Source organism: Sphaerochaeta sp. S2 (assembly GCF_016406725.1).
Taxonomy (GTDB): Bacteria; Spirochaetota; Spirochaetia; order Sphaerochaetales; family Sphaerochaetaceae; genus Sphaerochaeta.
In genome coordinates this window covers 1-16,346 of the sequence record NZ_JAEKNT010000480.1, presented here as the reverse complement: position 1 = coordinate 16,346, position 16,346 = coordinate 1, and the positions used below count along the sequence as shown (strand labels likewise).

General features: G+C 45.9%; 13 protein-coding genes. 7 read left to right on the top strand and 6 right to left on the bottom strand.

Translation table 11 applies throughout. The annotated features are described in order from the left end of the window. Entirely contained in the window at positions 1–960 is a 960-nt protein-coding gene (locus JF818_RS13990) for a LacI family DNA-binding transcriptional regulator (protein ID WP_198892593.1), read from the top strand. Here JF818_RS13990 and JF818_RS13985 read toward each other — a convergent pair whose 3' ends face one another. After that, positions 961–4,083, bottom strand: coding sequence for a GNAT family N-acetyltransferase (locus JF818_RS13985; protein ID WP_198892592.1), 3,123 nt, complete (start codon positions 4,081–4,083; stop codon positions 961–963). Positions 4,084–4,142: 59 nt separating this feature from the next. On the opposite strand from JF818_RS13985, the gene JF818_RS13980 reads away from it, so the two are divergent. From JF818_RS13980 to JF818_RS13960, 5 genes are all read left to right on the top strand, one after another. Next, entirely contained in the window at positions 4,143–4,655 is a 513-nt protein-coding gene (locus JF818_RS13980) for a hypothetical protein (RefSeq protein ID WP_198892591.1), read from the top strand. A 24-nt stretch (positions 4,656–4,679) separates the two neighbouring features. Next, the gene (locus JF818_RS13975; protein ID WP_198892590.1) at positions 4,680–5,705 is read left to right on the top strand and encodes an HD domain-containing phosphohydrolase; all 1,026 of its coding nucleotides are present in this window, start codon (positions 4,680–4,682) and stop codon (positions 5,703–5,705) included. Positions 5,706–5,859: 154 nt separating this feature from the next. After that, on the top strand, positions 5,860–6,837 hold the full coding sequence (locus JF818_RS13970; RefSeq protein WP_233067913.1) for a macro domain-containing protein: 978 nt from the start codon (positions 5,860–5,862) through the stop codon (positions 6,835–6,837). A 75-nt stretch (positions 6,838–6,912) separates the two neighbouring features. Further along, positions 6,913–7,563 (top strand): VWA domain-containing protein, encoded by a 651-nt coding sequence (locus tag JF818_RS13965; RefSeq protein ID WP_198892589.1) that lies wholly within the window; start codon positions 6,913–6,915, stop codon positions 7,561–7,563. Positions 7,564–7,737: 174 nt separating this feature from the next. Beyond that, on the top strand, positions 7,738–8,946 hold the full coding sequence (locus JF818_RS13960) for an ATP-binding protein (RefSeq protein WP_198892588.1): 1,209 nt from the start codon (positions 7,738–7,740) through the stop codon (positions 8,944–8,946). A gap of 170 nt (positions 8,947–9,116) precedes the next feature. Here the strand turns inward: JF818_RS13960 and JF818_RS13955 are convergent, their stop codons facing one another. Continuing rightward, positions 9,117–9,695, bottom strand: a complete 579-nt coding sequence (locus JF818_RS13955; RefSeq protein ID WP_198892587.1) for a hypothetical protein — start codon at positions 9,693–9,695, stop codon at positions 9,117–9,119. A gap of 169 nt (positions 9,696–9,864) precedes the next feature. Here JF818_RS13955 and JF818_RS13950 point away from each other — a divergent pair, with 169 nt between their 5' ends. Then, positions 9,865–11,841, top strand: a complete 1,977-nt coding sequence (locus JF818_RS13950; RefSeq protein ID WP_198892586.1) for a DUF2779 domain-containing protein — start codon at positions 9,865–9,867, stop codon at positions 11,839–11,841. Positions 11,842–11,844: 3 nt separating this feature from the next. Here the strand turns inward: JF818_RS13950 and JF818_RS13945 are convergent, their stop codons facing one another. The 4 genes from JF818_RS13945 to JF818_RS13930 all read right to left on the bottom strand — a co-directional run bounded on the left by JF818_RS13945 (position 11,845) and on the right by JF818_RS13930 (position 16,114). After that, entirely contained in the window at positions 11,845–13,077 is a 1,233-nt protein-coding gene (locus JF818_RS13945) for a type II toxin-antitoxin system HipA family toxin (RefSeq protein ID WP_198892585.1), read from the bottom strand. Continuing rightward, a complete protein-coding gene (locus JF818_RS13940) occupies positions 13,074–13,382 on the bottom strand; it encodes a helix-turn-helix domain-containing protein (RefSeq protein ID WP_198892584.1) in 309 nt (102 codons plus the stop codon). Before JF818_RS13940 ends, JF818_RS13945 begins: the two co-directional genes overlap by 4 nt. A gap of 190 nt (positions 13,383–13,572) precedes the next feature. Further along, positions 13,573–15,516, bottom strand: a complete 1,944-nt coding sequence (locus JF818_RS13935; RefSeq protein WP_198892583.1) for a DUF2075 domain-containing protein — start codon at positions 15,514–15,516, stop codon at positions 13,573–13,575. Positions 15,517–15,577: 61 nt separating this feature from the next. Further along, complete coding sequence (locus JF818_RS13930; protein WP_233067909.1) at positions 15,578–16,114, bottom strand: nucleotide pyrophosphohydrolase; 537 nt, start codon at positions 16,112–16,114, stop codon at positions 15,578–15,580. Positions 16,115–16,346: the final 232 nt, after the last annotated feature.

Here is a 16,346-nt window from a genome sequence, read left to right as displayed (position 1 = left end):
ATGCCTACGATCAAGGATGTTGCCCTTAAAGCAGGCGTTACCGTCACCACCGTATCCAGGGTCATGAACAACCGTGGCTATTTAAGTGAGAAAACAAAGGAGAAAGTGCGTCAGGCAATGCAGGAGCTGGATTACCATCCCAGCGAGGTAGCTCGTTCCCTTGCCCAGAAGCAGACCACCTTGCTTGGGGTTATCGTCCCCTCCCTCTTGCATCCTTACTACAGCGAGGTTATCAACGCCTTGGAATACCATGCCTCCATCCTTGGCTTGAAACTCCTTGTCTGCAATGCACAACGCAACGCACAAAAGGAAGCCGAGTACATCGACATGCTCAAGGCAAACAAGGTTGCCGGAATCATTCTCTGTACCCAAAGCAGGAATGCTGTCAGCTCTCTCGTCAATCTTCCAGTGGTTACCCTGGAGCGCTCCATCAGCCCCTCAGTACCAGCTGTTCTGTGTGACAATGGTATGGGTGGTCGCCTCGCTGCGGAGCATTTGCTCTCCCAGGGGTGTAAGCATCTGGTCATGATTAATGGAGGGAGGTCAAGCGAGGAGCGCGTACAGGGGTTCACCCAGAGGTGTGAGGAGGCTTCAGTTTCCTTTCATGTGGTACAGGCAAGCAAACGACAGTTCAACCAGCTTGATTATGCAGACCTGATCAACACACTCTTCACTGACAATCCCGCCATCGATGGGGTCTTTGCATCAAGTGACGTCATTGCCGCCCAAGTCATCCAGATCTGCCACAAGCGTGGACTGTGTGTCCCAACAGAAGTAAAGGTCATCGGATTTGATGATGTTGATCTTGCCCGGCTCCTGAGCCCGGCACTCTCTACAATCCATCAGCCGATTGAAGAGCTCTGCGCACAGGCAATCCAGACCATTGTTGGCTGGGAGAGTACAGAGAGGCAAAGCCGCATTGTGCTCCCCGTCAGCCTGGTTCAACGATCCAGTACCTGATCAACCAATCTGCTCTTCTGATTCTTCCTCGGAGTCGGCACTAAGAATCCTATCCATCTCCTGATGCACCGCCTGGTTATACGGGCCGAGGTCGAACATCGTCCTCAGACGTTGAAAGAGGGGACGGACGAAGTGTCTGAGCTGCGATCTATCCTTCTCCAAGGTGGATTTGCTCTGCAAGACCAACACCGTTACCTCGGACGGGGAATTATAGGATCCCACCTCCACAAACCCAAACTTCTTGTACAGCTTCTTGGTCTTGGTATCGTCAGCAAACACGTCTATGATCAGCTCCTCTACACCTACTGCACGAGCCAGCAGGAAAACCAGGATGATCAGACCGATTGAAGCAGAGGTGTTCCGCATCTCAGGAAGCACTGCAAGGCGAATGATTTCAGCACACTTCTTCGTATTCAGAACCGGCTCAATATCAAAATACTTGGAAATAGGCAGCGGCCAAAAATGTTCGCTGGTCATCAGGGAGACTGTTCCAACGGGTTGCAATCCCTTGAATGCAAGAATATGCATCGCCTTCTCATCCACTTTTCGGTGGATTGACTCCTCGATATACCCCTTCTCGCCCACCAATACCTTCCTCTGGATGAAGAAGACATCATTCATCCCATGGTGGTCCTCCACCAAGGAGAATTTGATGACTTCCTTGCTCTCCTCATTGAGAGGGAATATTGCAGTAAACTCAGACCCCTTTCTTACTTCACTACGAACACGGATTCTCCCACGCATCTTGTCCACGATGCTGTAACAGTTGGCAAGGCCCAACCCTGTACCCTTTCCTGGAGCCTTTGTGGTAAAGAATGGAGTGAAGATCTGGCCCATATGCTTTTCAGGGATACCACAACCTGTATCAGCAACCTTCACCTGCACAAAATCATCCTGTTCAACGCAACTGAGCGTCAAGGTTCCCTTGCCATCCATTGCCTGGAAGGCGTTGACGATAAGATTGAGGAAGAGCTGTTGCAACTCCCCCTCATTTGCTTGAATAAAGGGAAGGGCGTGGTAGTTGCGCTTTATCTCGATATTCTGTGAGTCGATACCGCGTTGAGCAAGTCGAAGGGAGAACTCCAGTACCCTGATCAGTTCCACCTCCTGGGTCTCTTTCACTTCCTCCCTTCTGCTGTAGATGGAGAGCTCCTTGATAACATCACTGGCAGTCTTGGAGTAGCTGAGAATATCATTCACGTACTCATAGTGGGGATTACTCTCCTCCAACTCATCCAACATGATCTCCGCGGTTCCCACGATCCCTGCAAGAGGATTGTTCAACTCATGGGCTATTCCGGTTGCCAGTGTACCGATCCCGGCCATTTTCTCGGTACGGACCAGCTCCTCCTGCATGTGTTTCTGTTCGGTGATATCATTGAGGATCTCAATGAATACACTCTTGGATTTATCTGCTGAACGGACCGAGTGAAACTGGAAGGAGAAAATTCGTTCCCGCTCCTCAGCCTCTGTTTCATGCATCACCCCGGTATGCAAGCATTCCAACCCCTGGCAGAACGGGCAAGGTCGGCTACGCCCAAACAAGGCACGATAACACTTGCTTCCGATCAGGCGCTCTCGCTTCTGTCCGACAAAACTGACTGCGGCGGTGTTCACTTCCTGGATGGTATAGTCGATATCGATCAAACAGACGGGAGAGGCAATCCCATTGAAGATAGCCTCAAGCTTGTTCTTGCTCATCGTCAGTTCATCACCCTGGATCCTGAGTTTTTCAAATGAGAGTGCATTCTCCAGGGAGAGGCTGCTTTGGGAAGCAAGAATTTCCAAGGCTTCACGTTCTATCTCACTGATCAGGACATTGGACTGTCCGTACCCAATAAGAATATAGCCTGCAATCTGATGACGGAACACCAGAGGAATCATGACATCACTGACCGGCAGGAAATCACTAACCGAGAGGCGCTCCTCATCCGGGTTCACACTGATGACCGATGAGAAATTCTCCTGTCTGCAGACGCTGAGTTTCTGTTCAATGTTTGCAGGGAAGGAGAAGAGAATATCCTGTCCAACAGCTCTCTCTGTTGGGCAGTTGTTGTTTGCAACGAGGAAGAAGCGGCTCTCATCATCAAGTCGACGTGCGATAAAGATGACCCACTCAGCTTTCAGCCCAGAACGGAGATTCTCCACCACTTCCTTGCCCAATTGGTGCAGATTGACGATGGTGGTGAGTCGTTTACTGAGGTTCCTGATGGTGGTCTGGTAGGGGTGTCGCTTTGGGATAAGCACATTATCCACCCAGTACGCTATGATGTTTCTCAGCGGATGGATGATAAGGACTGTGGCAACACCAAGAATGAAAGAGAGCTGGAAGATATTCCCTGGAGCGAATTCACTGTTGAACAGCTTGATGAAGCTGATAATTGCGTAATAGATGACCGAAGCGGCTATGGCAAGCAGGGTTGAGTAGATAATGGACAAGCCAAGGCGCGAGTAGTTGATCAACTGGTATTTATAGATGGTGTAAAAAAGCAGGACTGCATTGATGGTTGCTGCGAAGATATCAATCGGGTACCGACCGAGCTCGGGAAAGACGTTCATGAAAATACCCACCAGCATGATCACCACACCGACCAAGGGAAGCAGCAGATTTTTCTGGAAGTTATGGAGACTCCGTTTCTTGCTGGCAACCAGGAGCATTACCAGTGTAAGGATGAGGTATGCATAGCTTAGTGAATAAGCACTCATCGATCCGGAAGCTAATTCATAGTAAAAAATATTGTCACTGGTGAAACCAGCATCGCTTACAATGTTTCCGGTGAAGTTAAGGTACATGAGGGGAATAAGCAGCAGATAACTCAGCTTAAGGAACAACCTGATAGACTTGTTCTTGATCTCCAGGATATCCACAATGAAGTTGCACAGTGCATAGGGGACACTCAGGAGGCCGATAAGCATGATACGGTTCCAGAAGATCGGTGTGAGCATATGACTGTTGAGGTGCATCATCAAGGAACCGAAGCTCCAGATGGCCACAAAGATCATATAGAGTTGGAATGACCAATAGAAGCGATCTTTCTGGTACTGGAGAAATCCAAAGATAACAAAGGACACGTACAGAACGAACGCCACGGCGGGGATAATGGTGGAAACATCAATGATCATGGGGATTCCTCAATTTTACTTTCATTTGGAGACAATTTGTATTAGTATAGTGGTAATTTATGGAGTTTTTCAAACTATTTTTGCTTGGAGCCAGTGGATATTTGCTTGCAGCCTTGTATGATGTAGCATTGTTGAAGGGTTATTACCGTATCAGCAGGCTATTGTACTTTGGCTTTTTTGTGACAGCCCTACCCTTCCTGTTTCTATTCTCACGATTTGAAAGCCCTCACCACCCTACCTTCAAGGTACTCCTTTTACTTATCATGGCAGCCAATGCTACCCTATTGATCTACTCCGTTCTAGTGGAAATCCCTTTGAAAAGCAGTAAAAGTGGAAGCCTTTATACCGGTGGCACCTATACAATTTGTCGTCATCCAGGTTTTCTCTGGTTTTCCTTTTTCAATGTTTCCGCATCCCTCTTCTTCTGGTATACTCCAATTACTTTGGTCCTTGCAGGCTACACGTTGTGCAATTTTGCGCTTGTAACCCTAGAGGATCGAGTACTGTTTCCTAAGATGTTCCCCCAGTACGGTGAGTATAAGAAGACTACGCCTTTCTTGATTCCCCGCTAACCTTGCACCACGGAGATGCTCGAGATGACTAGACATATTGTAACAACTGATGACGATCCTGCTATCCGAAAGATTCTACGGATTATGCTGAAAAAAGCTGGGTATGAGGTAACCACCTGTGAGAACGGTAATGAATTGCTTCACATGCTTTCCAATACGCCCACCCCAATAGACATGATGTTGCTGGATATCAAGATGCCGGGACTCACTGGCTTTGAAATCCTTGAGCGAATTGCAAGGAGATACCCCTCCATCCCCGTTGTGATGCTTACAGCATTCAACGACCTCGATACTGGCATGAAGGCCATCAGGCTGGGTGCAGTAGACTACCTCACCAAGCCGATCCGCCAGGAAGAGCTCTACACCTGTATTAACCGGGTATTGGAGAAATCGGATGAAGCACAGAGGCAGAAAGAGATCGATGACGAGAATCATGCCATCAGGATGAAACTTGAGGCAGAGCTGAGACGAACGAAAAATACGTTGCAGCGCTCAACCATAGCCACCCTTGAAGCCTTCAGTGAGACCATCGAACAGAAGGATCCTTACACGAAAGGCCATTGCAACAGGGTCAGGACACTCTCTGTCGCCTTGGCAAAGGCCTTGAACCTGGATGAAGAGACACTCCAGGTAATTGAAGGAGGTGCCCTCCTGCATGATATCGGCAAGATCAGCATCCCTGAGGAGATTTTGAACAAGAATGGGAAACTCACAGGAGAAGAATACTCGCTTATCAAGACGCACCCTGAGGCCGGGGTGCGTATTATTACCCACATTCCATCATTCAAGCAGTATATCCCGATCATCCGTTCCCACCATGAGAGAATTGATGGACGAGGCTATCCAGACAACATGGAGGGTAAGGATATCCCCCTGGATGTCAAGATTGTAAGCCTTGCTGATGCATTCGATGCCATGACCAGCAGTCGTGCATACCGCTCCGCCCTTCCTACAGAGCTTGCAGTGGAAGAACTCAAGATAAATGCAGGGACCCAGTTTGATGCTGATCTGGTGGATATCTTCATTGAACACGAGCTGTATTTGTTATGATTCCCTGGTACAGGGGGTGTACTATACAATGAAATGGCTGAGGATATAAGCTTTGCATCTCTCTCTGTATAGACCATGCTCCTCACCTTGACGGAAACAACACATTTCGTACTTCTTGAAATCCGTGGTACTCTGAATAGCAAGGAGTAGCACCATGCCATTCTTTCTCGTACGTAATGATATAACCAAGATGGAAACTGATGCCATCGTCAATGCTGCCAATACTGCGCTGCTGATGGGCGGTGGAGTGTGTGGAGCAATCTTTAAAGCAGCAGGTGTACACGAGATGACGGAAGCGTGTTTCCCGCTCTCCCCGATCAAGACCGGGGAGGCTGTCATCACCCCTGGGTTTGCCCTTCCTGCTCGATTTGTCATTCATACTGCGGGCCCCGTCTATCATGACGGGAAAAGCGGGGAGAGAGACCTGCTTCAGCAGTGCTACCATAACAGTCTCCTGCTTGCAGTAGAACACCACTGTTCATCAATTGCCTTTCCCCTGATCAGCAGTGGTATCTTTGGCTACCCGAAACAAGAAGCAATAGAGGTTGCAAGGTCTACCATTGAAGACTTTCTTGCAGAACATGAGATCACTGTTTTTCTGGTGCTGTTTGACAAGGAGTCTCTCCTTGCGGGGACAAAGCTTCATACCTCTATTGAACACTATATCGACGAGCATTACCTCAGGAAACACAAGGAAGTCCGTGAGCTGCTTGCCATCGAAGCGATGGAATTGGAAGAGAGCCGATCTACCCTCCATGAACCAAATCTTGAGCACGTTCTCTCCAATCTCGATGAACCCTTCTCAGACTCCCTGAGAACCCTGATACAAATTAAAGGAAAAACAGAGGTTGAGGTCTACAAGAAGGCGAACATCGACCGAAAACTCTTCTCAAAGATTCGAACAGGGGGTGGCTATGTACCCAGCAAACGTACGGTAATAGGCCTGGCAATAGCATTGGAGCTTACGCTTGATGAGGCTGACAATCTTCTGGAAAAAGCGGGCTATGCACTTTCTCACAGTAGTATTTTCGATGTTATCATCGAATATTTCATTGTACATAAGCACTACAAGATCCTTGAGATCAACGAAGTACTCTTCTCCTACGACCAACCTCTGCTTGGCTCACAGTAATTGTCGCTTTCCGGGCGACCATCCCTTCCCTTTTTCAGGCTATCAATACGTATAGATCAGTATTGGAGGATGTATATGAAAAAGGGATTGACTGAATTTGTTTGTATTCTTGACCGTAGTGGTTCGATGCATGGACTCGAGCGTGACACGATTGGTGGTTTCAATGCCATGTTAACCGAACAGCAGGCTCTTCAGAGCCCGTGCAATATCACGACCGTGCTGTTTGACAACAATTATGAACTGCTCCATGACCGTATTCCTATCGAGGCAGTAAGCGCAATAACAGAGAAGGAGTACTTTGTCGGCGGCTCTACTGCGCTATATGACGCCATTGGAAGAACAATTTCCAAGATTGTGCAGGTTCAGAGAACGACAGCTCCAGCATACCAGGCAGAACGTGTGATCTTTCTCATCATTACCGATGGAATGGAGAACGCAAGTAGGGAGTATACCAGGAAAAAGGTTAGAGAGATGATCAAGAGAGAGCGGGAGAGCTTTGGGTGGGAGTTCATCTACCTTGGGGCAAACATTGATGCAGAGACTGCGGCCGAGGACGTAGGTATTCCCCCAGACCGCGCACAGGATTTCATTGCCGATACTGAAGGCATACAATTGAACTTCGCGGTAATGAGTGAGGCAGTCTCCCACTATCGTTGTGAATCGGCAGTTCCTAGAGATTGGAACAAGAAGATCAAGAAGGATTTCAAGGAGAGGAATAAGCGGTAGAGACATAGGTATCTCCCAAGGATTTACAATCTTTGGGAGATACGTGTGGCAACACTAATTCAACTATAATACTTTTTATTTATATTTAGTAAAAACTTTGTATTTTATGATAGTTTTTATCTATATTCGATAAAAACTATGGATTCTTAGATAATTGTCGAGTATAATAGGTATATGAAAGATACTATTGTACCCCGGCCAACGTACTTGTCTACCTTGGAATCTTATATCAACGTACCTGTAGTAAAGATTCTGGCAGGTATCAGACGATCTGGAAAATCTACTATATTTTCAATGTTCAGCAAATTATTGATACAAAAAAACGTTCCTCATGATTCCATTGTGTATCGACGGTATACACAGATGGAAATTGATGAAGGTTTCACCGCAGTACATATGTATAAAGATTTGATACAGCAGATACGTACAGATACCACATATTATCTTTTGCTTGATGAAGTTCAAGAGATTGAAGGTTGGGAGAAGGCAGTCAACGATATATTTGAGAAATATGCAGTAGATATTTATATAACTGGATCAAATTCCAGGTTGATGTCTTCGGAAATTTCTTCCTATCTCTCTGGGAGGTATATTGAAATCCCTGTATATACCTTGTCTTTCCGAGAGTATCTCCGTTTCAAATCGATGAGCACACTCACCCAAAGAGAATTGCTGGTTGCATACATCAAGGGCGGCGGTTTTCCTGTTACCGCACTATCAGATTTCTCTCAAGAAACAATCTATCAGATTGTGGAAGGCATCTACAATTCGGTTGTAATGAATGATATTGCTCGTCGTCATCAGATTAAAAACCAAGACCTTTTCAATCGTACAGTCCTCTACGTGATTGAAAATGTAGGAAAAACATTTTCTGCTCATGCAATTATTAGGTTCCTTAAGAATGAAGGACGGAAACTGAGTGTGGAGAGCATCTATGATTATCTGGACTGGTTGGAAAAGGCTTTCATTATTTATCGGTGCAAACGATATGACTTACAGGGAAAAATGGTTTTGAAAACCCAAGAAAAATTTTACCTTGCAGACTCTTCTCTCAAGTACTGTCTGATGGGATATAACGCTACATCCCTTGCTTCCATGATGGAGAATATCGTCTATCTAGAGCTCAGACGGCGAGGTTTTACTGTTTACATTGGAAAGAATGGTACCAAGGAAATTGATTTTATCGCTGAAAAGCAAGAAGAGAGGCTCTATATCCAAGTCTGCAGAAATCTTCCGGAGACATCAAACAGAGAGATAGGCAACCTTATGGAAATAAAGGATCACTACCCCAAGTGGGTTGTAACGTTTGATGACTTAGCGGAAGGGAATGAAAACGGGATTCAGATTATGCATCTGGAGGACTTTCTCATTCGAGAGTGGTAAGCTCTCTCCATCTGATTCCTCCTGGCTGTGTGTCTTCCATAGAGTACTTTTCCTTATAACTATGTATATTTGTTCGCTATGGCGTACTTTTAACGATAAAATTGATAATTTGTCTTGCATAGCGAATTTTTCTATTTATGGTCACTAGCAAGAAAAACCAAACACAACTCTCATAGCTCAGTACCTTCCGTGCTCCAAGCAGGGCAATGCTTCTCTATGAAGGTATTGAGCTTCTGTAACCCATCCTCATCATTTGGATGCCTCTTCTTCCAGTTATCAATCAACTCCTGCTTTAACTCCTCGGGATAGTCTTCCATATAGTTGTCAAAGAATTCGGAAGTTGAATCCTCTATTAACTGATAGATCCCTAAAAGCACCCCATGCAGGTACTCCTGTTCTGCAGCATATTCTCCTGCTTGGTAAAACACCTCAATTTGATGTGTGAAGGGATGCAAAGCATCCATAATCATCTCATCAGCAACATCAAACTCATCTCGATAGCCCCCTCCCCGTTGCTTACCCGATGCATTCCAACACTCTTCAACGTCGATACCATCAAGTGCCAGGAATACCGAAGAGGCAACCTGATCCACCGACACGTCATTGAAAACCATGGCTGAAAGTCTCTCAATTTCCTTGGCAATAGTTGCATCTTTCTCTGCCAGTTCGTTCAGAACCTGGCGCGCCTGTGACCCACTGAGTAAATGCCTACGGGGTATGTTGTTTTTCTTGTTGTTGATATTAGCCATGAGGAATAGTTCTCCTTTATCCGGTGTATTCAGCAAGAGCGTGAGCTAGAACCACCGTCTTGTCAATATTTACATCTAAGCAACCTGTTCATTCATACCAAATGATTTTGTGTATCGTTGACTCGACTGCTGTATACTATGCAGTGACAATCATATGGAGAGGAAGAGAATGGCAAGAGAAAGGTATCTGACAAAATCCCGATTCAAGCTGGCAACTGAATGCCCAACAAAGCTCTTCTATACAGGGAAAGAGTGCTATGCAAACCAGAATCTTGATGACAGCTTCCTGCTTGCCCTGGCAGATGGGGGATTTCAGGTTGGGGAGCTTGCAAAATGCTATTTTCCAGGTGGTCATGAGATCAAGAGTCTTGATTATGGGCAATCGCTCAAGGAAACCAATGAGCTGCTACAAGCTGATAGTGTCATACTCTATGAAGCAGCCATTGCAACCGGAAACCTCTTTATACGCGCCGATATCTTGGTAAAAGAGGGCAAGCAAATCAGGCTCTATGAGGTGAAGGCCAAATCATTCGATCCTAGAGAACCACATCCTTTTACCAACCGAGATGGAACGATCAGTGCAAAATGGAAGCCGTATCTCTATGATGCTGCCTTCCAGAAGTATGTGCTTTCCCTAGCTTTCCCACACTATAAGATATCAGCACATCTTATGATGGCTGACAAATCTGCTGTTTGCCCAACCGATAGATTGAACCAGAAGTTCCGGCTCATCAAAGATGAAACAGGACGAAAGGGTGTCACCATAGCAGATACCCTTACCCAGGATGACCTAACACCCCCGATTCTCTGCACCGTACCTGTGGACATTGAATGCGAGAGAATCTATCAGAGTCAGCATGAAGTCAATAACACCTCCCTGCAGTTCTCCCAATATGTTGAGTTCTTGGCAGATTCCTATAGTACCGATACAAAGATACATACCCCCATTGCCTCGAAATGCGCTGCATGTGAGTTCCACACTACCGATGACAATGAAGAATCGAATCTCAAGAGCGGTAAGAAAGAGTGCTGGAGAGAGGTTCTTGGATGGAGCGATGAGGACTTTGCATGCCAGACTGTCTTGGATGTCTGGAACTTCAGGAGAAAAGATAATCTGATCGAAGACGGTATCATCAAGATGGATGACATCAGTGAGGGTGATATTCATCCAAAACCCGATACAAAACCAGGGATCTCGGCGAGTGAACGACAATGGCTGCAGATTCAAAAGTACAAAACAAGAGACGATTCTCCTTGGATTGATCGAGAAAACCTGAAAAGAGAAATGGAGAGCTGGGTTTTCCCCCTTCACTTCATCGACTTCGAGACTACCATGGTTGCTATCCCCTTCAATGCAGGTCTCCATCCCTATGAAGGAGTTGCCTTTCAGTTCTCCCATCATATCGTTCGTGAAGACGGTACTGTTGAACACGCTGGAGAGTATCTGAACACAGAGAGAGGGGTATTTCCCAATTACGAGTTCATACGGGCACTGAAAGAACAACTGGAACATGATGAGGGAAGTGTTTTTCGCTACTCCAATCATGAGAATACTTTCCTCAATTTGATCTATCAGCAGCTCACCTCTGATACAGGCCCCATTACTGACAGAGCGCAACTCCAAAGCTTCATCAAGACCATCACCCATGCAACAGGCAAATCCTCTGAGCAGTGGAGCGGAGAAAGAGATATGGTTGATCTGTGGGAAGTTGTGAAACGTTACTATTATGATCCAGCTACAAAGGGGTCCAATTCCATCAAACAGGTACTCCCGGCAATACTGAATAGCTCAACGTTGTTACAAGAGAAATACTCAAAGCCAATCTATGGGATGGAGGGAGGAATCAAGAGTACTAATTTCAAGGATTGGCAATGGGTCAAGATTAAGGAAGGAAAGGTAACTGACCCCTATAAGCTGCTACCAAGGATGTTCCAGGATGTCTCTGAGAAGGATCTCGAAATTCTGAGCAGTGATGATGAACTCAGGGAAGGGGGTGCAGCTCTCACTGCATATGCAAGGATGCAATTTGAGGAGATGTCAGACTATGAACGTAGCGAAATACAGAAGGCCCTTCTGAAGTACTGCGAATTGGATACGATGGCGATGGTCATGATCTGGGAAGGGCTGAAAGACCTCTGCCGCTAGGATTTACTGACAGATCTTCTGGGAAATCAAGGATATATTCTCATTACTCACGCCATATTGCCTTGCAAGCGTATTCCACCCTGAGATTGCAGTACGAGTCTGGTCGATGATTGAAGCAATCTGCTGCTTCGAAAGCTTGGCATTAAGGCCCAGCCTGAGAAGATGCTCTACATCAGGATACTTTCCTTCCCCCATGACCATAGTACTTTGCTCCCCTCCTGGGCCGGAGGAGAAGGTAAGGTCATAGGCCGGAGAAAGTGTCCACTTCCCGTGTGCATCCATGAGGAAGCTAAAGTTTTTCGCGTGGTCATCGCGATTGTGTGCCAGGACGTTGAATACCGCAAGACGATACATTTTCTCTACCTCCCGGACATCCCTGGTCAACATGGATGTAAGATTCAGCAAGTCTTGGTAATCAAGTGAGGGAAAGCGAAAATCAGCATGTAACAACCCACTAGCAGTATGCATATGCAAGCGATTAGCCCCATTTCGATCAAACCGCTTGGCAGCAAAATACCCCGGCCCTTCATGGGCTGAGAACAAGTGAACTTCGGGCATTAGTATGCCCGACTGCTTTGCCATCAAGGCATACACATACTCAATAGCACCAGCATCGATACCATCTTGTGTGTTTGGAAATTTCACCAACCAAGGCTCATACCCCGCGGTAAATGATTCTTTTCCATGAAGAATTCGCTCTTTGTTCTCAGAAACACCAATTAAGGCCTTTGGTCGTGCGCCAGAGGAGGATCCATTCAACGCAAGAAGACGGCTTACAAACTCTGAGGAGGATCCCTTAAGTACTTCTTGTGCCTGTGATGCAACAAGGTTCAAGTCAACTGGCCCACCATCAAAAGGAACATCATACTCAGGTTCATATACCAATGCGCCAAGACCTTGTGATCCAATCATTGCCAATCGATCCAAGGGAGAAAGCTCTGATGGAAAGACACCTTGAGAGCGAACGAAACGATCTTGGAGAAGCCTACCCCACCCATCAGGAAGACTGTCATTGAATACACCAGGCAATCCTTCAAACAAACTATGGTCGAAAGTCTTCACACCTGCTTGCAAGGGAAGAGAGAATGGGGAAATTTCAAGGCCTTTTTCGAGGAAAGACAGTTCAAAAGAGAAGTAGATACGACGATCTCGCAATGCCAGACGACCAACAGGAATGGTCTCATTACCAAAATTGATCTTCACGAGTAGGGTCTTCACCGCTTTGTAAGGTTTCATGCTTTCCTTCCCCGCTTCCGCTTTGAGGAAGTCTCCAATGCAATGACTTCATCAATTGAGGAGAATGAAGTTTGTGAAACCTTAGTGGCTTCAACCATGGCTTCCAACATCCCCAGCACCATCATAAGCTTCAAGAGCGATTCAAAAGATATAACGCCTTGTTGTTCAAACTTACGCAGGGTTGCCAGCGGTACTCCCGAGCGAGCTGATAACCCTTCTTGGGTCAAGTTCATTTGCAACCGGCGTTCTTTCAGGTTCTGTGCTATCTTCTTCTGGGCTATTGATGGACTTATTAGTGCTATCATAGTATTAATTATAACCTATTTTCGACCTCTAGTAATAGTATAGTAGTAGTTGTGGCAATTTGCAATCAACAGATTGGTAAGAACAAATAAGAAAATATTCTTGATTTCATGAGAGTTATTGGGGATTCTGGGAACGATTACTCATCAATAGCATATATTCGAAATTTCCTACTGTTCTCTGCCACTCATACTATTCTTCTCTTTCAGCCACCAACAAGAGACTCTTGTCTTCTTCTCCATACCCAGCTATCCTGGTTTTCAGGAAGTGAGCAAGCTCTTTATTTATGCAATAGACATAACAGCCTTTCATCCCCCGGCTCATGAGTGTGCGATAGGTATTGCGTATGATGATGTCGGCTGTTTTCATTGCCTCCTGATCACCCTTCTTGATAGGTCCTTTCAATCCTTTCAGTGATTGGTCGGTTCTTGCTCGCTTGGTGTAATCAGAGATGACATTCCCCTTTTCAAATCGGAGGTCATCCCCTATGATCACCCCGACATAGCTGAATTCAAGTCCTTGGGTGGTATGAATGCAGCCAACTTGGTTGATTGACCCTTTGGAAATTGCATAGGTGCCATCACTGATGAGGTTCCAGTACATGGAAAAGTCATCAATGGTAATATCTGGAACGGAATCTGGATTGTTCTTACTCACCCAATCCCAACAGTACCCTGCTACAATCCTGGCTTTATCATCTTCCCTATTTCTCTCTTCAATAAGCCTACGTAGTTCATTGGGATCATCCACTACCCGGAAGTCATAGTCGATGCCTTCCAAGGTGGGATTGGCTGTCTCTTCCTGGATTCCCAGTACTCCATCAAGCCATGAAAGATATCCATCAGAACCATTGCAACGGAACTGGGAGAGAAGCCTCCCCTCCTGCACCTCTGCATTGAAAGCTTTGGCCCAATAGAGAATTTGAGCCCGGTCACCATAATCTTGTGCAGTAACACGCTGGTCTTCATCAATAAAGAACACGCTGCACCTGCTTGCGTTGATGATCTCCTTGATCTGATCTTCACCGGTAACCTTTGGTCCCTGCTGGGAGCGTTTGTTGAGCCGGTGGGCTTCATCAACAATGAGGGTGCCGAAGTCATTGGTATCTGCATCAACAAATGCCGTAGAACCTTTGAACAAGCTGCTGATATTATTTCTCTTGAATGCGCCAGAGCGGAGTTTTGCCTCAAACACCTTACGGGGAGCACTGTTCTTTGTCACGTATGCACACACCTGGTCATCATTGATCAACTGCACAAGAAGGTTGATGGCAACTACTGTCTTCCCCGTTCCAGGTCCCCCTTGTACAATGAAAACCCGTTTCTTCCCGTCCTCTTTACTTCTGCGAGCAAAGGAGAGCATCTGCTCATAGACTATCTTTTGTTCGTCTATGAGTATGAACTCCTCTTTCCCTCTCAGCATTGCAGAGAGAGCGTCTTGCAGGCTCTTGGAGGGCCTGATTTCACCGTTATCGATATAGTACAAGGTTTGCTTTGCATCCCCTGTATGGATGTACTTCTTGATGAACTCCCTAAGCTTCATCACATCACTACGGTAAAATACTGGTGATTCATCAAGAATGCTTTGGAAGTAGTGCTGTTTCAGTGGGTCATCTTCGGGTGGTACATAGTTGTGTAAATACGCACAGCTCTCCAAATGGATTGGAATCGCATGGACATTTGCGTTGAAATTGGAGATAAGGGAGCGGTATGACCATGCTTGGTAGGAGGGATGGTGAACTACTTGCTGCCCATGGGAGAAGCGTGTCTGTACATCGATGATCTCCGCCTCCAGAAGTTGGTCAACATAGGGGACAGGTTCAACCTTGCTCCACTGTTTCAGCTCAACGATTACCGCATTGTGCTGATTTTCTTTGTCCAAACCGGTAAGGATGAAATCGACTCGTTTATTGGTATTGGGTATACCAAATTCAATAGCAACACCGGAGGTGTCAGGGATCTCAGAGTCGAGTAATACATTCTGCATGTAATTCAATGAGTTACGCCAAGACTGTTCTTCACTTGAGCTGACTCTTTTGTGAAGCCTGTTCCACATATTCATTTCAATCTTCTGGTCGATTGAATTATCCTGGACGTCAGATAAGAATTGCTGCTTATCCCCTTCGTATACGAGCATCACACCCTCCGTGGTATCAATCTAGTGTACCACACTCCAAGAATTGTCGCGTTAGGAATTACTAGAGCTCAGTATACTTCTTTGCTGATCCATACGCTTTCTTTACATCATACTTCTCTGCATTCTTACGCAGCTTCCTCTCGATAATTGTAGGGATATCAACCCCAATGGAATCGGCAAACAGTACGGAGTAAATGAGAATATCTGCAAGTTCCTCTTCCATCTGCTTCTGCTTCTTCTTAGCATGCACATCCTCACCAGACCACTGGAAGCATTCCAGTAATTCAGAGGATTCTAGGCTGAGAGAAATCGCCAGGTCCTTGGGAGAGTGGAATTGCTTCCAGTTACGTGCATCCCGAAAGGCAAGAATATCGGCAATGGGGAGAGGTCTTTCACAAAAAATACTGCCCTTCCCTTCTTCAAGATAAGAGAGGGAAACCCCGAAGGTAGTACAAAGAAGTTCCAGGATTTCAGAGGAAGAAGTTTCAATCCCTCTCTGGTATGTCTCTTCTTCCAATCCAAGTTTCTCAGCCATCTGAGCATCATCCAAGTGAAGTAGGTTCTGAATATGGTGTATGCGTTCCTGTAGTGTTTTCATTGGTTTGTCCTTCTGGGAATAGTAGCATGGATTCATCAGATCAATAAATTACAAATATTTGTCCGATATTCTATCCAATTTTAACAGTTGCGTGTCAACCGTAAGGGAAAATGTCATCTGAGAAAGTTATTGTGAAATGACAGGATTCTTGGAAAAATTCCAGGGGTATGGGTATTGTGAGGCAGCATAAGGCCAATGTTTTGGGCAGGATTTGTAATGCCTGCCCATTTTC

Bases quoted from the DNA above. Each gene is read 5' to 3' on its own strand.
- JF818_RS13990 (WP_198892593.1), top strand. From the start codon at position 1: ATGCCTACGATCAAGGATGTTGCCCTTAAAGCAGGCGTTACCGTCACC.
- JF818_RS13930 (WP_233067909.1), bottom strand. From the start codon at position 16,114: ATGAAAACACTACAGGAACGCATACACCATATTCAGAACCTACTTCAC.
- JF818_RS13935 (WP_198892583.1), bottom strand. From the start codon at position 15,516: ATGCTCGTATACGAAGGGGATAAGCAGCAATTCTTATCTGACGTCCAG.
- JF818_RS13970 (WP_233067913.1), top strand. From the start codon at position 5,860: ATGCCATTCTTTCTCGTACGTAATGATATAACCAAGATGGAAACTGAT.
- JF818_RS13955 (WP_198892587.1), bottom strand. From the start codon at position 9,695: ATGGCTAATATCAACAACAAGAAAAACAACATACCCCGTAGGCATTTA.
- JF818_RS13965 (WP_198892589.1), top strand. From the start codon at position 6,913: ATGAAAAAGGGATTGACTGAATTTGTTTGTATTCTTGACCGTAGTGGT.
- JF818_RS13975 (WP_198892590.1), top strand. From the start codon at position 4,680: ATGACTAGACATATTGTAACAACTGATGACGATCCTGCTATCCGAAAG.
- JF818_RS13950 (WP_198892586.1), top strand. From the start codon at position 9,865: ATGGCAAGAGAAAGGTATCTGACAAAATCCCGATTCAAGCTGGCAACT.
- JF818_RS13945 (WP_198892585.1), bottom strand. From the start codon at position 13,077: ATGAAACCTTACAAAGCGGTGAAGACCCTACTCGTGAAGATCAATTTT.
- JF818_RS13985 (WP_198892592.1), bottom strand. From the start codon at position 4,083: ATGATCATTGATGTTTCCACCATTATCCCCGCCGTGGCGTTCGTTCTG.
- JF818_RS13960 (WP_198892588.1), top strand. From the start codon at position 7,738: ATGAAAGATACTATTGTACCCCGGCCAACGTACTTGTCTACCTTGGAA.
- JF818_RS13940 (WP_198892584.1), bottom strand. From the start codon at position 13,382: ATGATAGCACTAATAAGTCCATCAATAGCCCAGAAGAAGATAGCACAG.
- JF818_RS13980 (WP_198892591.1), top strand. From the start codon at position 4,143: ATGGAGTTTTTCAAACTATTTTTGCTTGGAGCCAGTGGATATTTGCTT.